This window comes from Amycolatopsis roodepoortensis, from assembly GCF_024628825.1.
Classification (GTDB): domain Bacteria; phylum Actinomycetota; class Actinomycetes; order Mycobacteriales; family Pseudonocardiaceae; genus Amycolatopsis; species Amycolatopsis roodepoortensis.
The window spans coordinates 4,807,662-4,826,818 of the sequence record NZ_CP102415.1; the positions used below are offsets into that span (position 1 = coordinate 4,807,662).

Consider the following 19,157-nt stretch of genomic DNA (forward strand, 5'->3'; position numbering starts at 1 on the left):
TCGAAGAGGGCGCGTTGCGAAAGCCACTTTCGCAACGTTGAAGGTTGCGAAAGCCACTTTCGCAACGTCAGCGACCTGCCCAGGCCGTCTGGACGCATGTCGCGAAAGCCACTTTCGCGACGCCTGATGTCCCGAAAGTGGCTTTCGCGACACCCCCAGCGCAAGCGCCCGGTCACGCACCCGGACGGCACAGCACCGGATTCGCCAGCTCCGCGCACGGCCGGTGCCCATGCGACCGCACGATGTCCTTGCCGACCTGATTCGTCAGGTACCGCAGGAAGCTCGCGACGAGCGAGTCGGCCTTCGGCTCGCCGAACGTGTACGCGTACTCGGTCTCCCAGAACGGGTACGCCGCGTGGATCGCGCCTTCGAGCGTCGCCTGGTGGCCGTCGATCCGCACCGGCAGCACGTCCTCGCGTTTCGTGGCCGCGCCCAGTTCGCTGTAGCCGAGGGCGCCCGGCACCCGCGACACCGCGTCGAGGACGTCGTTCGTGGACGGCTTCGCGCACCGCGCCACTCCCGGCTGAGCGCCCGGCGCCGGTTTGAGGCAGTCGTCGGAGTTGTCGCCGGGTTCCCGCTTGCCCGCCAGGATCTGGGCCTCGAACGTCCGCCGCGTGCCGGAGTCGGAATGCCGGTCGACGAGCCGGACCGGCTGGTCCTTGCCGCCGATCTCCCGCCAGTTCGCGATCTTGCCGTCGTAGACGTCGCGGATCTGCGCGAGTGAGAGATCCTGGACGCCCGCCTCCTTGTTGATCACGAGCGTGAACAGCGAGAACGCGACCGGACGCGGAAGCAGCTGCGGGTAACCCTCCCCCTTGGCGCCGTCGGAGAACGCCAGCATGCCATCGTTCGCAGCCTGGTTCAGGCTCCCGAGCCCTTCGGCGCTCCCCCTGCTGTCGAAGACGAACGACGCGCCCGGACACGTCTTCGTGTACGAAGCCGTCGCTTCCCTGAGCACCGGCGCGAAGGCCGTCGATCCGGTGATCGTGAGCTTCCCGGACGCGCAGTCCAGCGGCGGCGGCTTCTCGTCGAAGAACAGCGACCGGGTCAGCTGGAAGATGCTGACCACGACGAGGAAGAGGATCAGCGCCATCACCGAACCCGTCGGCCCGGTGCGGCTCTTGGTCTCGCGGAGGCTGCCGCCCTTGATCTCGCCGATCACCTGAGGTTCGTCGAAGGCGTCGGGCGAGCCGTTGGGGACCCGGTCGAGCACGGCGAGGATCTTGTAGTGCGCGCCGCGGTTCAGCGGCACCCTCGGCAGGTCGATCACGCCGGACGGTCGCGCGGGATTCTCGTCGCGCGCCCCGAAACCGGAGTCGTCACCGAAACATTCGTGCAGATGCGGCGAGCTGAGCTCGGTCACCACCATCCCGGCCACGGTGCGGCCGGGGAACTTCACGCGGATGCCGACGGGGTCGTCGGCGTTGACCGCGTAGTCGTCGGTGTCGATGTCGGTGGTGCCGTTGTTCTCGATGCGCAGCAGCACGAACGACGGGTCGACGAGCCGCTCCCCGTTCTCGTGCTGCAGTTGCGCCAGCGCGTCGGCGGTCGGCGCGAACCCGCGCCCGGACGCCGTCGGGGTGTCCATCTGCACGCGGTAGCCGAGCCGTTTGCGGCCGACGAGCACGAACTCCCACAGGAACGCGACGGCCGGGACGCCGATCCCGGCCACCGCGAGCAGGACGTCCCAGGGAAAGCCTTCCAAGACCAGCCTCCAGGTTCGGGGTATCGAACCTATGGCTCATCCCGGCGGCGGACGGCGGACTTCAGCCAGTGTTCACCGGCCGTCCGCGAAGGCGTAGTCGTCGAGGTCGAAGAACCGGCTCGTCACCATGGTTTCCAGGGTGGGCGAGGCACGGAAGGGCACGTCCCCGTTCGCGTCGAAGTAGTAGCTGTTGGCCAGCGAGCAGCTGTCCTGGAAGAACACCTGGTGCTTGCGGCGCTCCAGCATGCTCCGGAAGTACCGGTCGTTGGCCTCGTTCGTGACCTCGACGCGGGTCGCGCCGGTCTTCCTGGCGTTGCGCAGACACCGGACGATGTGCGCGGTCTGAGTCTCGATCAGGTTGAAGTACGAGGAACCGTTGTAGCCGTACGGTCCGAGAATGGTGAAGAAGTTCGGGAAACCGGGGACGCTGACGCCCTGATAGGCCTGGAACCGGTTCTCCGCCCAGAACTTCTCCAGATCGGCGCCGCCCGCGCCGCGCACGGTGAAGGCGGGCATGTTGCCCTTCTCGAACACCTTGAACCCGGTCGCCAGCACCAGGACGTCGACCGGATGCTCGGTGCCGTCGGCGGTGCGCACGCCGGATTCGGTGATCGTGTCGATGCCCGTGGTCTCCAGCGTGACGTCGTCCCGGTTGAACGTCTGGAGGTACTCGTTGGAGAAGCTCGGCCGCTTGCACCCCAAGGCATAACGCGGCGTGAGCTTCTCCCGGGTCACGGGGTCCTTCACCGCACGGCGCAGATGCGCGCGCCCGATCCGCTCCCCCGCGCCCGCGGTCGGCAGGAGGTTGTGGAAATGCGCGGCCAGCGGGAAGGTCACCTCGACGAGTGCCTGGCTGGCCAGCCGGGACACCAGTTTCGCGCCCGGCAGGCGTCGCAGCGCGAGCCGGGCCGGCCGCGGCAGGACGGCGTCGGGTTTGGGCAGGCACCAGATCGGCGTGCGCTGGAACACCGTCAGGTGACCCGCCTCCGGCGCGATGGACGGGATCACCTGCACGGCCGAGGCCCCGGTGCCGACGACGGCGACGCGTTTGCCCCGCAGGTCGACGGAGTGGTCCCAGCGCGCGGTGTGCATGACCGTGCCCTGAAAGGCGTCGAGCCCGGCGATGTCCGGCGGTTTCGGCTGGGTGAGCACGCCGGTGGCACCGACGACGAACCGCGCCGTCATCGACCAGCCTTCGGCGGTTTCCAGCCGCCACAAGTGCGTTTCGTCGTCGAAGGTCGCGGAGACGACCTTGCTGCCGAGGCGCGTGCGGCGGCGGATGTCGTACTTGTCGACGCAGTAGTCGGCGTACGCCTTCAGCTCGCGGCCGGGCGCGTAGACGCGCGACCAGCCGGAGATCTGCTCGAACGAGAACTGGTAGCTGAACGACGGGATGTCGACGGCGACACCGGGATAGGTGTTCCAGTGCCAGGCGCCGCCGACGCCGTCGCCCTCCTCCAGCATCAGGAAGTCCTCGAAACCCGCCTTGTGGAGCAGGATCGCGGCGCCGATACCGGAGAACCCTCCGCCGATGATCGCGATCTCGTGGTCCGGCTTCATGCGGGAAGTCCTTCCTTGGCGAACAGCGAACTGGCGCCGAGCACGACGACGTCCGCCTGGTGCTCGATACCTTCGGCGGTGCGGATGCCGTCGGGCGCGAAGGCGTAGATCGGCCAGGTGATGAGCTTGCAGCCGGGCCGCCGCAGCGCGCCGTAGTAGCCGAGACCCGGCGCCGTCCGCCGCGAGCCGAAGCGCCTGTCCGGCGTCAGGAGCCTGCGGATCCACGGGTCTTTCACCTGCCAGCGCAGGAAAACCCGGGCCACGGTGATGCCGAGTACCTTCGGCCCGGGGACCGGCATCGGCACCACCCAGTCGGGTTCTTCCTGGAACACCTTCACCGCACGCGCGGTGGCCGCGACCTCGGGCACGATCTGCGCCGCCTCGCGGCCGGGCGCGACCACGGCTACCCGCTGCCCGGAGAAGTCGTGCCCGAACCACTCGGTGCCGCGCAGCACCTCGCCCCGGAATTCGCCGAGGCTCATGACGCGACCGGTTCGTGCGTGATCTCCTCGGTCCACGACTGCGGCTTTCCCAGCAGCCGCGCGGGGATCAGCCGGGTCATCTTCACCATCGGGTCGGCGAGCAGCCGGTGGTAGACGTGCGAGCGGTCGACGATCATCGCCGCCTGCGCCTTGAGCACGTGGTACGCCGGGATCCGTTTCGTGAACTCGCCGCGCCCGCCGATGGTGGAGAACCGTTTCACGGCGTTGTACAGCTTCTTCTCCGGCAGGCCCATCGCGACGATGTTGTCCCGCATCTTGTTGATCAGCGGGACGAACACCACGATCAGGCCGAGGACGATCTGGGGTTTGAGCGAGCCGACGGATTCGGTGAGCAGCTTGGTCGTGGAACCGGCGCCGATCAGCTCCAGCACCTCGAAATCGGCCGTGATGTGCCGGGCCTCGTCGGAGTTGATGTGCCGGAACACCTGATGGCACACCGGATCGGAGACCTCTTCCAGCAGGAACTTCACCAGTGCGCCGTCCAGCGCGCATTCCAGCAGCGGGATGAGCGTGGCCAGCGCCGTCAGCGGCAGTGTGTCGCCGTAGTCGTCGAGGACCTTGATGGCGAGCTTGACGTTGATGTTCGGCTCGGGCATCGAACCGTGCTCGTCGAGCATGCCCCAGCGTTTCATCAACGCCAGTTCCGCGTTGGCGTGTTTCTGTTCCTCCGCGTGGAAGTAACGGTAGATCTCCTGGATCACCGGGGTCGGCGCCTTCTTGGCCAGCGACGCGAACCCGCGGGCGCCGACGTGCTCGATCCACACGAGATCGGCCATGAACGGCCGCATCTTGGCGCGGAGCTCGTCGGTCATCGTCTCGGCGCCGGGCGCGTCCCAGTCGATGTCGGCCAGCGACCACTGCTTGTCCTTGATCGTCTGGAGCATCGCCGCGAAGTCGTAGGCCATCACTTCTCCTTTTCGGCGGGCAGGAACCGGCCGAGCAGACCGGCGATCCGCGTGTACGGGACGGGCACGAAACGCTTGGCGTGCCACAGAAGCTGGGCGTCGGGCTGCGGCACCACGTACAGGCGGCCGCGATCGTGGGCGTCGAGCGTCATCCGGGCGACGCGCTCCGGCGAGAACCCGACCACGTCGGAGACCCGCTGGGCGAGCCCGCGCGCCCCGTCTTCGATGAGTTCGCCGCCGAAGATGTTGGTGCGCACGAAGGTCGGGCACAGCACGGTGACCGCGACGCCGGTGCCGGACAGTTCGGCGGCCAGCGTTTCGGAAAGGCTGACGACGCCCGCCTTGCTCACGTTGTACGCGGCCATCCTCGGCGCGGCGGTGAAGCCGGCCGCCGAAGCGACGTTGATGACGCCGCCTGCCTTCGCCGCCCGCATGGCGGGGACAAAGGTGTGGCAGCCGTGGATCACGCCCCACAGGTTCACGCCGAGCGTGCGCCGCCAATCGGACAGCGGGCTCTCCCCGACGAGTTTGCCGCCCGCGCCGATCCCGGCGTTGTTGACGACGAGGTCCGGCTCGCGGCCGAACCAGGACCGCGCCTGGTTCGCCAGGTCGGCGACTTCGTCCACATCGGACACGTCGCAGGCGATGGCGACCGCGTCCTTGAGCGTCTTCGCGGTTTCTTCGGCCGCTTCGAGGTCGATGTCCGCGCAGACGACGCGGCTGCCGCGCCGGACTAGTTCGGCCGCGATCGCCCTGCCGATCCCGCTGCCGGCGCCGGTGACGACGGCATGTGCCCCATGGGTCCGTTTGGTCATGCCGCCCTCACGCTCGCCGGAAGGTTGCCGGTGAGGAAGCGGCAGGCCCGCTCCATCGCCGGTGCCGCTTCGGGGATGAAGCGGGTCAATGCCTGGAAGACGTGCATCTGGCCGGGGACCACTTCGAGTTCGCAGTCGGCCCCCGCGCGGCGCAATGCCCTGGCGAGTTCGATGGCGTCCGCGGCGAGCATTTCCAGCCCGCCCGCCTGGATGATCGTCGGCGGGAACCCCTTGATGTCGTCGAAGGCGAACCGCAGCCGAGCCGACGCGAGGTCCGCGTCCACTGTGTACAGACCGACCAGCCGCGCGGCCGCGGCTGCGGAGATCATCGGGTCCGGGCTCATGCGTTCTCTTTCGGCGGCCAGCCCGAAGGTCACGTCGAACAGCGGCGAGAAGAGCGCCAACGCCGCGGGCGGTTCTCGGTGCTCGCGGATCAGCTGCGCGGCGAGGTCGACCGCGAGATGCCCGCCCGCGGAATCCCCCGCGACGAGGATCCGGCGGTAACCCTCTCCGAGAAGCCGGTCGTAGGCCGCGCGGACGTCGTCGGCGGCGCTCGGGAAGCGGTGCCGCGGCGCGAGACGGTATTCGCAGGCGAAGACCGGCAGCCCGGTGCCGGCGGAGACCCGCGTGGTCAGCCCGCGATGCGTGCGCGCCGAGCAGAGCGCGTAACCGCTGCCGTGGATGTAGAGGACCACGGCGTTGCCCTCGGTCACCTCGGGCGCGCGGACCCACTCGCCGCGGATGCCCGGCTCGACGCGGCTCCCCTTCAACGGCGGCGAGGCAAGCCACAGACTGCTCGCGATGAAAGCGCGGGAGAACGCGACGCCGGCGCGGTTGGCCGGGATCGCGTTGGCGATCGGCCGCACGAAAGCGGACGTCAGCGCGGCGGCCAAACCGGTGCGCAGGCCATTCTGCGGTCGCATGCCCTCAGAATGAATCTGAGGGCACCTGCTGTCAAGATGGGGAGGTGACCGCGTCCCGCCGCTACAGCGGCAAGACCGCCGACGAACGCCGCGCCGAACGACGGCTCGCCCTCCTCGGCGCCGCACTCGACATCTGGCAGGAACAAGGCTGGGCGGCGGTCACCATGCGGGGCGTCTGCGCGCGGGCGAACCTGACCGACCGGTACTTCTACGAGAGCTTCGCCAACCGCGACGCGCTGCTCGCCACCGCTTGGGAACAGGTCCGCGACGAAACCCTGCGGATGGTCCTCGACGCCGTCGCCGCTCACATCGAGCGACCGGCCCTGGAGCAGCTCCGTGCCGCCGTCGACGTCGTCGTGCACCACGTGCAAGAGGAGCCCGCCCGCGCGCAGATCCTGTTCGGCGACCACTCGGGCAGCGCGGTGCTGGAGCAACTGCGGCGGCAGACCGTCCAGGAGACCACCGGCCTGCTGATCGAACTCGCGCGGCCGCATCTGAAGCCGGACGTGGACGGGCTGGAGTTCCGGGTCAACGTCCTGCTGGGCATCGGCGGCTTCGTGGAGATCATGCTCGCGTGGCGCTCCGGGTTGCTCGACGCGGACGCGGACACACTGGTCGGCCACCTCACCGGAGTGGGCACTTCGCTGTCCCGGATGTTCCTCAAGGGGTGACACCAACGGGTGAACTTCCGGCGTGAGCTCTTCGCCGGCCCGGAAACGAGTCAGGGCCTCATCCGGAGTGGTCCGAATGAGGCCCTGACCTGCGGAGCCGCCTAGGGGAATCGAACCCCTGACCTATTCATTACGAGTGAATCGCTCTGGCCGACTGAGCTAAGGCGGCGGACATCGGGCTCGCACCCGATGACGGGGACAAGTGTAGCGGAGGCTTGAACGTCACCTTCGAGGGCCACCGTCGTTAAGGTCCTATGACGCCGGTCTCAGTCCCCCAAGATCGGCCCATCCCCACTGGAGGACCTGTTCATGCGGCAACGACTGCCCCGTGTGCTGGCGCTTCCGGCCGCCGCGGCCCTGCTCCTGCTGACCGCGGCCCCGGCGATCGCCCAGGACATCCCGACCACGCCGATCCCCGATCCGGCCAATCCGGGGCAGCCGCCGATGTCGGCGCCGATCGGCCCCCAGCCGCTCGGGAAGGCGGTCGGTGACGCGGGAGCGGCGCTGGGCGTGCTGCGGCTGCTGCCGAACGCGGTGCCGACGAGCGCGATCCTGCCCGGGGCGGACAAGCTGCTGCCGAAGCAGTCCGCGCTCGAGGCCGGGATGGGTCTTTCCAGCGCGCAGGCCAACTCCGAGGCCTACCTGAGCTACGAGAAGGCGATCGCGCAGTCGTCGCCGTTCGGCCTGTCCGCCGCGGGCAACGCGCCGCAGACGCCGGGCAGCCTCGTGCAGACGGCGCTGCCGGACAACCCGAAGCCGATCAGCGGCGGCCTCAACGCGCCGACGAACCCGCTGTTCAACCTCGGCCTGCTGAACGGTGAGGCGCACGCGCGCTGGAGCCCGACGCTCGGGCCGTGCGTCGGCACGATCGCCGACTCGAGCACGTCGATCGCGAACCTCGCGCTGCTGCCGACCATCCCGAACATCCCGGACGCTAAGCAGCTGACCCAGGCCAGCGAACAGCTCAAGACGGGCCTGTCCGCGCTCGGCTCGCTGGCGAACCTCGGCGGGCTGCTTTCGGGAACCAGCACCAACGCCGACGGCAAGGGCGCCGTGCTGAGCCTGCCGAACACGCTGTCGTCGCGTTCGGTCGTGCGGCTGGTCGACATCCCCGGCTCGAAGAACAAGGCGGTCGAGTCGACGTCGACGCTGCAGGCGGCCAACATCGAGCTGCTGAAGGGCACGCCGCTCGGCCTGACGATCAAGGTCGCCAGCCAGCCGACGCTGCGGGTCACCTCGACCGGTGACAAGAAGACGTCGAAGGTCGAGTACACCGCGCCGGTGCTGCAGATCGTCCGCGGCGACAAGGTGCTGTTCACCCTCGACGCGAACAACCCGACCAAGGACATCCCGATCGGCATCCCGCTGCCGGCGCTCAAGCAGACCCCCGGCTTCGAGCAGCTGAAGAACGTGCCGGTCGTCGGCGGGCTCGCCGAGATGATGGACGGTGCCACCAAGCACCTTCCGGGCGGTGAGGCCGGCAACGGGCTCACGCTCGACCTCGGGGTGCTGAAGCTGTCGATCGCCGGGTTGAACCAGAAGTCGAGCGACACGACGACGCCGTTCAAGGGCTTCCAGCTGGGTGCCTCGGCACGGCTGCTGGACCTGCAGATCCTCCCGACGACCGCGCTCCAGAAGGCGCTGCCGCCGGAGGCCGCGAAGAACCTGCCGTCGTCACTGGCGCAGATCTCGCTCGGCGAGCAGATCGCCCGGGCGCACGCTCCGGCAGGCGGTGTCGAATGCGGCACGGCTCAGGCACCTCCCGCCGGCAACAACGGTGGTGCGGCGCCGAAGGGGCCGGTCAAGAACCTGGCCTACACCAACGCGGCCTACGACACGGTGCCGATGTTCTGGACGGGTACGGCGATGCTGCTGATCGGCGTGGTGCTCGTGGCGGCCATGCCGGGACGGCGACGGCTCGCGATGGTTCCGGTTCCTGTCGAAGCGAAGAAGCCGTTCAAACCTTCGCCGCGTCCGCGCTCCTTGGACTCGGAGGACTAGACGGGGCGAGGAGGGTGATGAACGGTCCTTTCACGTTATGCACCGGCGTGGAAGGACCGTTCGTACCTTGATCGTCTTCAGGGGCCTTCGCCTTGCGGTGACTGTGTGGATTTCAGTGCGTTAGACGACCTGAAATCCACACAGTCGCCCGGCGCCCCCGCGCCTTCGTGACTTCGGGCCCGCGGTGTTCCCACCGAACCCGAACCACCTTCACTTACCCACAGCAGTTGTCCACAACCATCCCCACCTGTGGACAACTCCCACGACCAGCCCTTTTCCCCCTCCACCCCCGGTAGACTGGACTCGGGGTCGCCCCCCTGGGACGGGCGGGGGGCTGGGGTGGTGAGCGAAGCGCCGATCAGCCTTGGCGCAGGGTGGTGACCATGGCTTCGACGGCGATCCTCGGCTTCACGTTCAGGTCGATGGCCTCGCGGCATTCCAGGACGGCTTCGAGCCGCCGCAGGATCGAGTCCGGCGCCCAGGCGGAGGCGGCCTGCGCGATCTCCGAGGCGTGGTCGGGGTGGTTCAGCGTCGCGCCCGCGCCGCTCGCGGTCACGAGCACATCCCGGTAGAACGCGGCCAGGTCCACCAGCGCGAGGTCGAGGGTGTCCCGCTGGGTTCGGGTCGCGCGGGACTTCTGGCGCTTCTCGAGCTGCTTCACGGCGGCTTCGGCGGCTCGTTTCGCCCCGGCGACGCCCTTCCCGATGCCGTCGCCGCCCATCGCGGTGCGAAGTTCGGAACGTTCGGCCTCGTCGCGGACCTTGCTCTCCTCGCCCGCGTCGGCCTCCGCGGCGCTGATCAGCTGATCGGCGCAAGTGAACACATCGGACGGACGCCGCAGGCCGAGCGGGATCCGCAGCACGGTCGCCCGCCGCTGCCGGGCGGCCTCGTCGGTCGCGAGCCGCCGCGCGCGGCCGACATGTCCACTCGAAACGGACGCGGCCCACCGCGCGCGTTCGGGATCGATGCCGTCGCGCTCCATCAGCACCTGCGCGATCGCCTCCGGCGGCGGCGTCCGCAGCGTGACCAGACGGCACCGCGAGCGGATCGTCACCGACACGTCGTCCGGGTGATCCGACGGCGCGCACAGCAGGAACACCGTCCGGTCCGGCGGCTCCTCGACGGCCTTCAGCAACGCGTTCGACGCGCCTTCGGTCAGCCTGTCGGAGTCCTCGATGATCACCACCTGCCACTTCCCGGTGGTCGGGCGGCGGGCGGCGGCCTGCACCAGCGAACGCATTTCCGCGACGGAGATCGAAAGGCCTTCCGGCACGACGAGTTTGACGTCCGCGTGCGTCCCGGCCAGCACGGTGCGGCAGCCGGGGCATTCGCCGCAGCCGGTGCCGGTGCTGCACTGCAACGCCGCCGCGAAGACCCGCGCGGCCGTCGAGCGCCCCGAACCCGGCGGGCCGGTGACCAGCCAGGCGTGGGTCATCGCGCCGGGCGCGACGGGCTGGTTCTCGACGATCCGCGCGGCCGCTGCCGACGCCGTGGAAAGCGTGCGCGCGGCGGGCTCCTGGCCGACGAGCTGCTTCCAGACACCGATCAGCGCAGGGGCTTCCGTCATCTCACCTCGACCTTTTCCTCCGCCGGCGCGAGCCCGGCGAGCCTGCCGACGAGCACCGCGCGGATCGCGGTCCGCACCCGCTCGCTCACCTCGTCCTCGGTACCTTCCGCGTCGACCACGACATACCGGTCCGGGTCGGCGGCGGCCATCTCCGTGAGCAGATGCTGCACCCGCCACTGCGCGTCCAGCGACGCGGACTTCCGCATCACCGTGCCGGGATCGGCGTCGAGCAGGATGGTGATGTCGGGCCGCAACCGGCCGGTCGCCCAGTCGGCGAGCCCTTCCAGTTCCTGGCTGTCCAGCCCCGCGACCGCGGACAGATGCGCCAGCGGCGAGTCCACGAACCGTTCCATCACCACGACGGACCCGGCGTCGAGCGCCGGCTGGATGTCCCGTTCGACGATGTCCGCCCGCACCGCGGCGGCGGCCAGCGCCTGCGCCCGCGCACCGGACAGCGATGCACCGGAGACGAGTTTCGCGAGCCGCTGATCGTCCAGCGCCGGATCCGCGGCCAGCACGACCGGACGCGTACCGGCGCGCAGCCATTCGGCCAGCCGCGCGGCCTGGGTCTCGGTGTTGATCGCCCGCGTCCCCTCCAGCGCGATCAGCAGCCCGTTCACGCGACGCGGACTGCGGCGCAAGGCGTTGCGGAGGTCGGCGAGGATCGGCTCGGCGCGCCGGTCGTCCATCTGCCGGTACGCGAAGATGCCGGCGAGCAGCGCGAGGATGCCGCCACCGATCATGACCGGCCGCGTCCCGTCGATCGTGATCGTGCTCCCCCACACGGAGATCGCGGTCGGCTGCACCAGGCTGATCAGCACGGGCACGAGCACCGTCGAGCCGAACAGCACGATCTTCATCAGCGACTGGTAGATCGCGTTGATCCGGCCGCGGATGGAGTCCTCGATCCGCGAACCGATGATCGTGACACCGGTCAGGAACGCCGTTCCGGCCCAGACCCCGACCGCGGCGACCGCGACCAGCGAAACGGCGAGATGCGGCGACAGCGCGACGACGACGAGGCACAGGCCCGCGGCGACGATCGAGATCCCGAACAGCCGGTCGTGCGCGAGCCGCCGCGCGAGCTTCGGGGCCACGGCCATCCCGGTGGCGAGCCCGAGGAAGACGGCGAGGACGAGCAGGTTGAACGCCGCGTCACCGGCGAGCAGGCTGGACGAGTACGGCTTGGCCGAACCGATCACCGCGCCACCGGCGGCGAAGGCACCGAACGCGCCGATCATCAGCCCGCGGACCAGCGGCGTCGTCCGCACGAAGCGGGCGCCGTCGGCGATCATCTGCCGGAAGCCGAACTTCTCCTCGTCGGCGGCCTTGACCTTGGGCTTCTCGACCGCGTGGACGTTGCGCAGCGACAGCTCGGGGATCCGGGTCGCGATCACGATCGCGCTGGTCAGGTACAGCAGGCCGGTGATGACGACGGCGACCTTGGCGATACCGAGCTGGGCGTCGCCCTGGAAGAAGTGGAACGTCGTGTTGCTACCGGTGAGCACGGCGTTCGCCCCGGCCGCGGTGATCACCGCCAAGCCGTAGGTCATCACCATGCCGAGCTGGTTGGCCGTCTCGACCTGGTCCGGACGGCGCAGCAGGTTCGGCACCGCCGCGTCCTTCGACGGGATCCACATCATCGAGCAGCAGCCGACCAGGAAGTTGCCGACGAACACCCACCACGGCGTGCCGACGAACGCGATCGACAGCAGGAACCCGCACCGGCCGAGGTCGCAGAGCACCATCACCTTGCGCCGGTCGAACCGGTCGGCGAGCAGCCCGCCGAGCGGGGCGAACAGCAGCCCCGGCAGCAGCGAGGTCAGCACGACCCCGACGAACGCGAAGTTCTGCGCGGCGTAGTTGTCGGTCAGCTTGGTGACCAGACCGGTCAGCGTCAGGAGGTTCAGCCAGTCCGCGACGCTGCACAGGTAGGAGACACCCCAGATCCGGCGGAACGGCTTGATCGCCAGCACCCGCCGCACCCGGTGCATGGTGGAAGCGTCACGCCCCGCCGAATCACCCGTGCCCGCTTCGGGCACCGACCGCACGCCCTCGCTGATACGCCCACCCCACTAGTCACGCGGCGCCGGGGTGCGACCCGGGTCAACACCGGGTACCCCGACCGTAGGGCCAGGGTATCCCGATGGGTGACGTCTGGACGGACGGCCCCGTCCGGCGGTATCCGCCGGACGGGTTACCCGAAGATCCCCGCGATGCTGTTGAACAGGCTGGCCAGCAGCTGGATGGCCAGGAACGCGAAGATGATCATGAGGGCGATCGCGATCATGACACCGGCCGCGTTCGACGACGGTTTACCGAGCCGCGGCATCTGCATGGAGCGCTTTGCCCGCCGTACTTCGACTTCGGCCTCTTCGTCGACGTCGACAGGCTCTTCCTGCTTCACCCGCCGGGGCGGACGGATCAGCTGGGAAGGCCTCGACGGCCAGGTGCGCTGCTGGGGCAGGATCCCGATCGGCGCAGCGCCCTGCTCACCGACCGTGCTGACGACCCTCGCGGGCGGCTGCGCGGCGGTCTGCTCGGGGCCCGGGTTTTCGGCGGGCCGCTCGTCCGCGAGCATGGCCGCGTTGACCATCCGGCTCACGACTTCGGGGTCGGGCTGCACCGGTCCCGGCACCTGCACGTGGACGTCGTCGGCCCCCGCCGAAGGGGACGCCGGGGCCGTCGTGACCAGCCCGGACAGCGGGTCGGCGAACCTGTCGCCTGGAGGATCTGCCTGAGTGCCGTCGCCTTTCACGAAGTCGGGGGCATCGAAGAAGGGAGTCTCGCCCTTCCCGCTCATGGTGACCACCTCACTACGGAATGTCCTCTGCTTCCAGGGTAACCACCTCGGCCCGCCGCACATCCGCCCAATGGGCCAGATAAATGTCACGCGCCGCGAGGCTGATCTTCACATCCTCCAGCAAAGGTTCGAAGAAAGAACGCCGGTACCGGGCATCCGTCGCGGTCGATGCGGCGAAATACAGACCGGAGAAGACGGCGAGGAAGACGGAGACGTTGACGAGCGCGGAACTGACCGGAAGGGGGACACCCAACAGTGTTCCGGGCGCCGATTCACGGCCGGCGAACTCAGTCACGACCTCGGGGCTGAGGATCAGCACCCCGAACACGACGAAGAAGGCGAACACCAGCACCCCGAACGCCACGATCTGCACGGCTTGGGCGAAGAACAGCACCAAGGCGATGTTCAGGCGCTCGGTCTTCGTCAGGGCGCGCCGCTCCGGCGGAGGCGTGTCGTCGTCGAACGGCGTGCCGCGCAGGACGGCCGCCCCGGGTTCCACGGTCCAGGACTTCAGCTCCTTGATCTCGTCCGACAGCATCGACGCCAGGAACACCGCGCCGATCAGCACGAGGAAGCCGGCCACCAGCCACAACCGGCCGGGCGTCAGCCGTTCCACCGCTTGCCACAGCTCTGCGGTGAAGAAGCTGAACATCACCACCAGCAGGAGCAGCGGCAACGCCCGTGAAGCCAGCGTTCCGATGGCTCTGACCTGCGCGACCGCGCTCCGCGCCGCCCAGGTCAGGATCGAACCGACGCCGATCCTGACCAGCAGCATCAGCACGCCCAGCGCGGCGAGGTTGGCGAGCACGGCGACCCACAGCGGGTTGTCCCAGGCCACCAGCCCGGTGAACCGCTCGCCGAGCGGCAGCACGAACAACCAGAAGCCGATCGTCACCGCCATGACGGCCAACCGGACCCTGGTGCGGCTGAGCACGCGGAGCAGCTTCGCCATCAGGCGGCCCGCGATCACCGGCACCACGACCACGGCGAACGTCAGCGCCAGCACGCCGAGGACGTAACCGACGCCGCTGCTGCGCATCCTGGCCGCGAGCACGTCCTCGGGGACGTCGAGCAGCTTCAGCAGCCCGGCAAGGAGGAGGTCGAGCAGGCACAGGAACACCAGCCCTGGCGTGGACCGGCGCAACATGGCCGCCCCACGCCTCCGCCGGTGGATGACCATCGGCAGCCCTCGCCGCCGGAACCACGCGTCGGCCGCGCGCCGGTCCAGGTCCATGCCCGCCCTCCCCAGTCGTTCATCGCCCAAGGCGCCAGCGGCACTATGTACGGCTCATGTCCACCGCCTCGTGCAGCCAGCCCGCCAGTGCCCGGCGGTCCATTCCACCGAACATCAGCCACCCTTCGGAAGGGGCGGCGTACAACACGAACCTCCCCAGATCGTTGTCGACGATCACGAAGCCGTAGTCCGGGTACTCGGCGTTCAGCCCGCCGAAGGCGACCAGGTCGAGGATCGCCGTGCCGGTCCGCGGACGGCTCAGCGTGTCGGCGACCAGGCCGACCTCCTCGTCCTGGCCGGGCAACGGCACACCGTGCTCGTCGATCCTGATGCGCATCGGCTCGGTCTCACCGGCGGGAACGTGTGGGAGCCCGCCGAAGACGCGGGCGCCCAGCTCACCGAAATCGCTCAGGCTGAACGTGGTCCGCCGCCCCGACCTCATCCGCCAGACGACCGCCTGCTGCCCGTCGCCGTAGCAATCGACGCGTACCGAACGGGGCGCGGACGCGAAGACGCCGGTGAGGACGCCTCGCACCGAACCCCGCAGCATCACGCCGTGCATCCGGACCGCGGCCGGATGGATCTCGCCGTTCTCCATCAGCCCGGCCTCTTCGAGCATCGCCGCCTTGGCCGCGTACCGCTCGGCCTGGGTGACGAGATCCGCCGGCCCGTCGTAGGACGGGCACAGGCGGCGGATCTCGTCGTCGGTGATCTCCGGGTCGTAGCCCAGGTACACGCTCCGCCGCTCGGGCACGGCGCGCAGCACCGGCTCGGCGGCGCGCCTCATCAGTTCCTTCACGGTCGCCGGTTCACGCATGGTTCTGCACCGCCTTCACGATCCATTGCTCGGCCGTCGACCGGCTGGCCGGGCCCCAGGTGAGCGTCCAGCGGCCGTCGGCGTCCATCGCCGCGCTGAACTGGTACCGGCCGAGGTCGTTGTCCACCAGGCCGAACGCGCCGTGCGGATACTCGGCGAGGATGGCGTTCCGCACCGCGAGATCGACGAGGACCGTGCCGTGCCGCGGCCGCGAAGCCCCCTCGCGGATCACTTCGACGGCATCGCGCGCCCGCACCGGGATCAGCCCGCCCGCGTCCGTCTCGATGCGCACGGTCTCGCCGGTGCCGGGCGGATGGTCGGGCAGCCCGTCGAACACCCAGCCCGGCAGCGCGCTGAGGAATCCGGACCGCAGCCGCGCCCGCTTGCCGAGCTTGTTCAGCACCGTCGTGTAGTCCTCGTCGCCGAAGAACCGCACCTCCCACGGCTCCGCGCGCGACGGGAACACACCGGTCACCACGCCGCGGATGAACCCGCCGCGCAGCGCGCGATACAGCCCGACGGCCTCGGGCGTGACCTCACCGCCGGGGGCCAGCCCGATGGTCGCCATCCCGCTCACGAACCGGGTGTACTGCTCCACCTCCTCGGCCAGGGTGAGCCCTGGAGTCGGCTCCTCGTCGGCCAGCACCGGCGGCACGGCGAGCTCCGGGTCGTAGAACTCCATCACCGAGGGACGCTCCGGAACCTCGGCGGCCAGCGGGGCGATGACCTCGTCGATGACGTCGAAGACAGCGGTCGTTGAAGTGCTCACCTGACCATTGAACACCCTGGTACCGACAATTTTTAGAACTTTTGTTCGAACGGGTGAGGTCGTTCGGCGAGCGGTCGGTGAGCGGTTTCCGGTCGACAGTTTTGCTCGTCTGAGCTATTTTTTGCTCATGCAAGCAAAAGCGAAGACGTTCACCGAGAGTGCGAGACGCGCACAGATCGTGGCCGCGGCCATCGAGACGATCGCCGAGCTCGGCTACACCCGCGCGTCGTTCGCCCGGATCGCGAAACAGGCGAAGCTGTCGAGCACCGGACTCATCTCGTACCACTTCGCGAACAAGGAGGAACTCGTCCGCACGGTCCTCGAAGACGTCTTCCGCGAGATCGGCGCGTTCATGGCCGAGCGGATGAGCGAGCCCGCGTCCGCGAGCGAGGCGCTGCGGACGTACCTGGAGGCGAACCTCGAATTCGCCGCCGCGCAGCCGACCCGGATGCGCGCACTGCTGAACATCTTTCTGGGCGGCGCCCTCGACTACGACCCGGCGAACGAGCGGGCGGCGCTGGAACCGGTCGAACGCATCCTGCGCTGGGGCCAGGAGTCGGGCGAGTTCCGCGAGTTCGACGTCCACGTGATGGCGACGACGATCCGGCGTTCGGTGGAGGGCCCGGTGTTCCTGCTCGCCGGAACGCCGGAGCCGGACCTCACCACCTACGCGGCCGAACTGGTGACCCTCTTCGATCTCGCGACCCGAAGGCAGTGATCCCGTGATCCGGCAGTGGGGTGTGGTGCTGCTCGAGGTCGTCGTGCCCGTCGCCGGGTACTACGTGCTTCGCGGCTTCGGCGTCGGCGCGCTGTTCGCGCTCGCCCTCTGCGCCCTGCCGACCGTGCTCTTCGTCCTCTACCGGGCGGTCCGGTGGCGGAAGATCGACACGCTCGCGATCTTCGTGCTGACGATCTTCGCGGTCAGCGTCGGCTTCTCCTTCGTCACCGGCAGCCCGCGGTTCATGCTGGCGAAGGCGGGCTGGGTCACCGGGGTGATCGGCGCCGGATTCCTCGTTTCGCTGCTGTTCTCCAGGCCGCTCGCGTACGGCATGGCCCGCTCGATGGTCGCGAAGAGCCGATTCGCGGACACCCTGCGCGTCCGCGATTGGGACGAGCTGTGGCCACGGCACGAGTGGTTCCGGCGGGCTTGGCGGGTCGCGACCGTCCTGTGGGGCGTCGCCCTGATCGCCGATGCCGCCGGGCGGGTCCTGCTGGCGTACACGCTGCCGGTGGACTCCGTTCCCGCCCTCGGCACCGCGCTGTACGGCGTCACGTTCGTCGCCGTGCAGGTACTGCAACACCTCTATTTCCGCCGCGTCGGGCTGTGGCGCCACCTCGCGGCCTCCTGAAAGGACCGCTCATGCATCTCCTGCTGGCCATCGTCACCGGTCTCCTCGCGATCGTCGCCCCCGCGGACCCGCTCGTCGTGCGCACCGACGCCGGCCCGGTCCGCGGCGTGGAATCCGGCCTGACCAGGACGTTCAACGGGATCAGGTTCGCCGCGCCACCCGTCGGCGAGGACCGCTGGAAGCCACCGCGCCCACCGGAACCGTGGAAGGACGTCGCCGACGCCACGAAACCCGGCCCCGCCTGCACCCAGTATCTGCCGGACAGCGCCGAGGACTGTCTCTTCCTGAACGTCACAGTGCCGCGTGACGCGGGGAACCGTCGCCTGCCGGTGCTCGTCTGGCTGCACGGCGGCGGTTACACGATGGACGCGGGCAGCCTCTACGGCGCGCAGCGGCTGGCGGACCAGGGCGACGTCGTCGTGGTCACGACGAACTACCGGCTCGGCGTCTTCGGCTACTTCGGCCTTCCCGGCCTCGCGGGTTCCGGCGATTTCGGGCTCATGGACCAGCTTTCCGCGCTGCGCTGGACCCAGCGCAACATCGCCGCGTTCGGCGGCGACCCGCGGAACGTCACGCTGGCGGGGCAGTCCGCGGGCGGGATGAGCACCTGCGCACTGCTCACCTCGCCCGCCGCGGCAGGCCTGTTCCACAAGGCCGCGATCATGTCCGGCTCCTGCCTGCTGAACTGGCCTCCCGGCGGTCTCATCCCGAATCAGCCCGCGCAGACCCCGTACTCGCCGCTCGTCAAGACCGAAGCCGACGGCGCCACGATGGCCGCGAGCCACGGCTGCGAGGGCCCGGACGCGCTCGGCTGCCTGCGTCGTCTCCCGGCCGCGGAGTTGCTGAAGGACCACCAGTCCTTCGCCAATCATCTGACCTACGGGACGCAGCTGCTCCCGCTCGACCCCGCGAAAGCCGTGCGGCGGGGCGCTTTCCACCGGGTGCCGGTGCTTTCGGGCGGCACGCACGACGAGATGCGAGCGTTCATCGCCGGTGTCGAGAAGCTCAAGCCGATCACCGAGGAGCGCTATCAGGAGTTCCTGCACAAGACGTTCGGCGAGCACGCGGACGAGGTCGCGGCCGAATACCCGTCGCGCAACCACCTTTCGCCCGCCCTGGCCTGGGCGACGGTCACCACGGACCGGTCATGGGCCTGCCCGACGGCCGAGGGGAACAGGCTGCTTTCGCGGCGAACTCCGTTGTACGCCTACGAGTTCGACGACAAGAACGCGCCCGACGTCAACGGCAACGACGTGCCCACGGTGCCGCACGGCGCGGCGCACGCCCTCGATCTGGTCTATCTGTTCGAGCTCAGCGGGGTCGAAAAGTCGCTGGACGAGGGACAGAAGCGCCTTTCGGAGCAGATGATCGCGTACTGGACCGCGTTCATGCGCACAGGTGACCCGAACTCGCCAGGGTCACCCCGCTGGGATCGGGATGTCGTGCTGTCGCTCGCGCCGGACGCGATCCGTCCGGTCGCTCATGCGGCCGATCACCGGTGCGGCTTCTGGACGGGCCTTCACCCCTGACGAGCG

Annotated in this window: 17 protein-coding genes and 1 tRNA gene; 5 read left to right on the top strand and 13 right to left on the bottom strand. The window is 69.3% G+C overall.

Going from position 1 to position 19,157, the window contains the following annotated elements; all coding sequences use genetic code 11:
• Nucleotides 1-172 precede the first annotated feature (172 nt).
• The 6 genes from NQK81_RS22805 to NQK81_RS22830 all read right to left on the bottom strand — a co-directional run bounded on the left by NQK81_RS22805 (nucleotide 173) and on the right by NQK81_RS22830 (nucleotide 6,411).
• Nucleotides 173-1,705 (bottom strand): PstS family phosphate ABC transporter substrate-binding protein, encoded by a 1,533-nt coding sequence (locus tag NQK81_RS22805; protein WP_126730123.1) that lies wholly within the window; start codon nucleotides 1,703-1,705, stop codon nucleotides 173-175.
• A 72-nt stretch (nucleotides 1,706-1,777) separates the two neighbouring features.
• A complete protein-coding gene (locus tag NQK81_RS22810; protein WP_257483195.1) occupies nucleotides 1,778-3,265 on the bottom strand; it encodes a flavin-containing monooxygenase in 1,488 nt (495 codons plus the stop codon).
• Nucleotides 3,262-3,747, bottom strand: coding sequence for an NAD(P)/FAD-dependent oxidoreductase (locus NQK81_RS22815; protein WP_126730120.1), 486 nt, complete (start codon nucleotides 3,745-3,747; stop codon nucleotides 3,262-3,264). Before NQK81_RS22815 ends, NQK81_RS22810 begins: the two co-directional genes overlap by 4 nt.
• The gene (locus tag NQK81_RS22820) at nucleotides 3,744-4,673 is read right to left on the bottom strand and encodes a ferritin-like domain-containing protein (RefSeq protein WP_126730118.1); all 930 of its coding nucleotides are present in this window, start codon (nucleotides 4,671-4,673) and stop codon (nucleotides 3,744-3,746) included. The genes NQK81_RS22815 and NQK81_RS22820 overlap by 4 nt, the downstream gene beginning before the upstream one ends.
• A complete protein-coding gene (locus NQK81_RS22825) occupies nucleotides 4,673-5,488 on the bottom strand; it encodes an SDR family NAD(P)-dependent oxidoreductase (RefSeq protein ID WP_257483196.1) in 816 nt (271 codons plus the stop codon). Before NQK81_RS22825 ends, NQK81_RS22820 begins: the two co-directional genes overlap by 1 nt.
• The gene (locus tag NQK81_RS22830; protein ID WP_257483197.1) at nucleotides 5,485-6,411 is read right to left on the bottom strand and encodes an alpha/beta hydrolase; all 927 of its coding nucleotides are present in this window, start codon (nucleotides 6,409-6,411) and stop codon (nucleotides 5,485-5,487) included. The genes NQK81_RS22825 and NQK81_RS22830 overlap by 4 nt, the downstream gene beginning before the upstream one ends.
• 44 nt (nucleotides 6,412-6,455) lie before the next feature.
• Here NQK81_RS22830 and NQK81_RS22835 point away from each other — a divergent pair, with 44 nt between their 5' ends.
• Entirely contained in the window at nucleotides 6,456-7,082 is a 627-nt protein-coding gene (locus NQK81_RS22835) for a TetR/AcrR family transcriptional regulator (RefSeq protein WP_126730115.1), read from the top strand.
• Between the two features lie 95 nt (nucleotides 7,083-7,177).
• Here NQK81_RS22835 and NQK81_RS22840 read toward each other — a convergent pair.
• Nucleotides 7,178-7,251: transfer RNA gene (locus NQK81_RS22840), tRNA-Thr, on the bottom strand.
• A 140-nt stretch (nucleotides 7,252-7,391) separates the two neighbouring features.
• On the opposite strand from NQK81_RS22840, the gene NQK81_RS22845 reads away from it, so the two are divergent.
• Nucleotides 7,392-9,083: a hypothetical protein gene (locus tag NQK81_RS22845; RefSeq protein ID WP_257483198.1), complete on the top strand. Its 1,692-nt coding sequence runs from the start codon at nucleotides 7,392-7,394 to the stop codon at nucleotides 9,081-9,083.
• Nucleotides 9,084-9,441: 358 nt separating this feature from the next.
• On the opposite strand, the gene NQK81_RS22850 is transcribed toward NQK81_RS22845, so the two are convergent.
• The 6 genes from NQK81_RS22850 to NQK81_RS22875 all read right to left on the bottom strand — a co-directional run bounded on the left by NQK81_RS22850 (nucleotide 9,442) and on the right by NQK81_RS22875 (nucleotide 16,288).
• Nucleotides 9,442-10,650: a DNA polymerase III subunit delta' gene (locus NQK81_RS22850; protein ID WP_126730112.1), complete on the bottom strand. Its 1,209-nt coding sequence runs from the start codon at nucleotides 10,648-10,650 to the stop codon at nucleotides 9,442-9,444.
• Nucleotides 10,647-12,701 carry a bifunctional MFS transporter/dTMP kinase gene (locus NQK81_RS22855; RefSeq protein WP_126730110.1) on the bottom strand — a complete coding sequence of 685 codons (2,055 nt, stop codon included), beginning with the start codon at nucleotides 12,699-12,701 and terminating at the stop codon, nucleotides 10,647-10,649. The genes NQK81_RS22850 and NQK81_RS22855 overlap by 4 nt, the downstream gene beginning before the upstream one ends.
• A 146-nt stretch (nucleotides 12,702-12,847) precedes the next feature.
• Entirely contained in the window at nucleotides 12,848-13,462 is a 615-nt protein-coding gene (locus tag NQK81_RS22860; RefSeq protein ID WP_257483199.1) for a hypothetical protein, read from the bottom strand.
• A gap of 4 nt (nucleotides 13,463-13,466) precedes the next feature.
• On the bottom strand, nucleotides 13,467-14,687 hold the full coding sequence (locus tag NQK81_RS22865) for a hypothetical protein (protein WP_257483200.1): 1,221 nt from the start codon (nucleotides 14,685-14,687) through the stop codon (nucleotides 13,467-13,469).
• A gap of 43 nt (nucleotides 14,688-14,730) precedes the next feature.
• Nucleotides 14,731-15,504 carry an ESX secretion-associated protein EspG gene (locus NQK81_RS22870; RefSeq protein ID WP_126730107.1) on the bottom strand — a complete coding sequence of 258 codons (774 nt, stop codon included), beginning with the start codon at nucleotides 15,502-15,504 and terminating at the stop codon, nucleotides 14,731-14,733.
• Nucleotides 15,497-16,288, bottom strand: a complete 792-nt coding sequence (locus tag NQK81_RS22875) for an ESX secretion-associated protein EspG (protein ID WP_257483201.1) — start codon at nucleotides 16,286-16,288, stop codon at nucleotides 15,497-15,499. The genes NQK81_RS22870 and NQK81_RS22875 overlap by 8 nt, the downstream gene beginning before the upstream one ends.
• A gap of 112 nt (nucleotides 16,289-16,400) precedes the next feature.
• On the opposite strand from NQK81_RS22875, the gene NQK81_RS22880 reads away from it, so the two are divergent.
• From NQK81_RS22880 to NQK81_RS22890, 3 genes are read left to right on the top strand one after another with little or no spacing between them, the layout of a single operon-like run.
• Nucleotides 16,401-16,991: a TetR/AcrR family transcriptional regulator gene (locus tag NQK81_RS22880; RefSeq protein WP_257483202.1), complete on the top strand. Its 591-nt coding sequence runs from the start codon at nucleotides 16,401-16,403 to the stop codon at nucleotides 16,989-16,991.
• 4 nt (nucleotides 16,992-16,995) lie between these two features.
• Nucleotides 16,996-17,622, top strand: a complete 627-nt coding sequence (locus NQK81_RS22885; protein ID WP_257483203.1) for a VC0807 family protein — start codon at nucleotides 16,996-16,998, stop codon at nucleotides 17,620-17,622.
• Between the two features lie 11 nt (nucleotides 17,623-17,633).
• Entirely contained in the window at nucleotides 17,634-19,151 is a 1,518-nt protein-coding gene (locus NQK81_RS22890; protein WP_257483204.1) for a carboxylesterase/lipase family protein, read from the top strand.
• The last annotated feature ends 6 nt before the right edge of the window (nucleotides 19,152-19,157 follow it).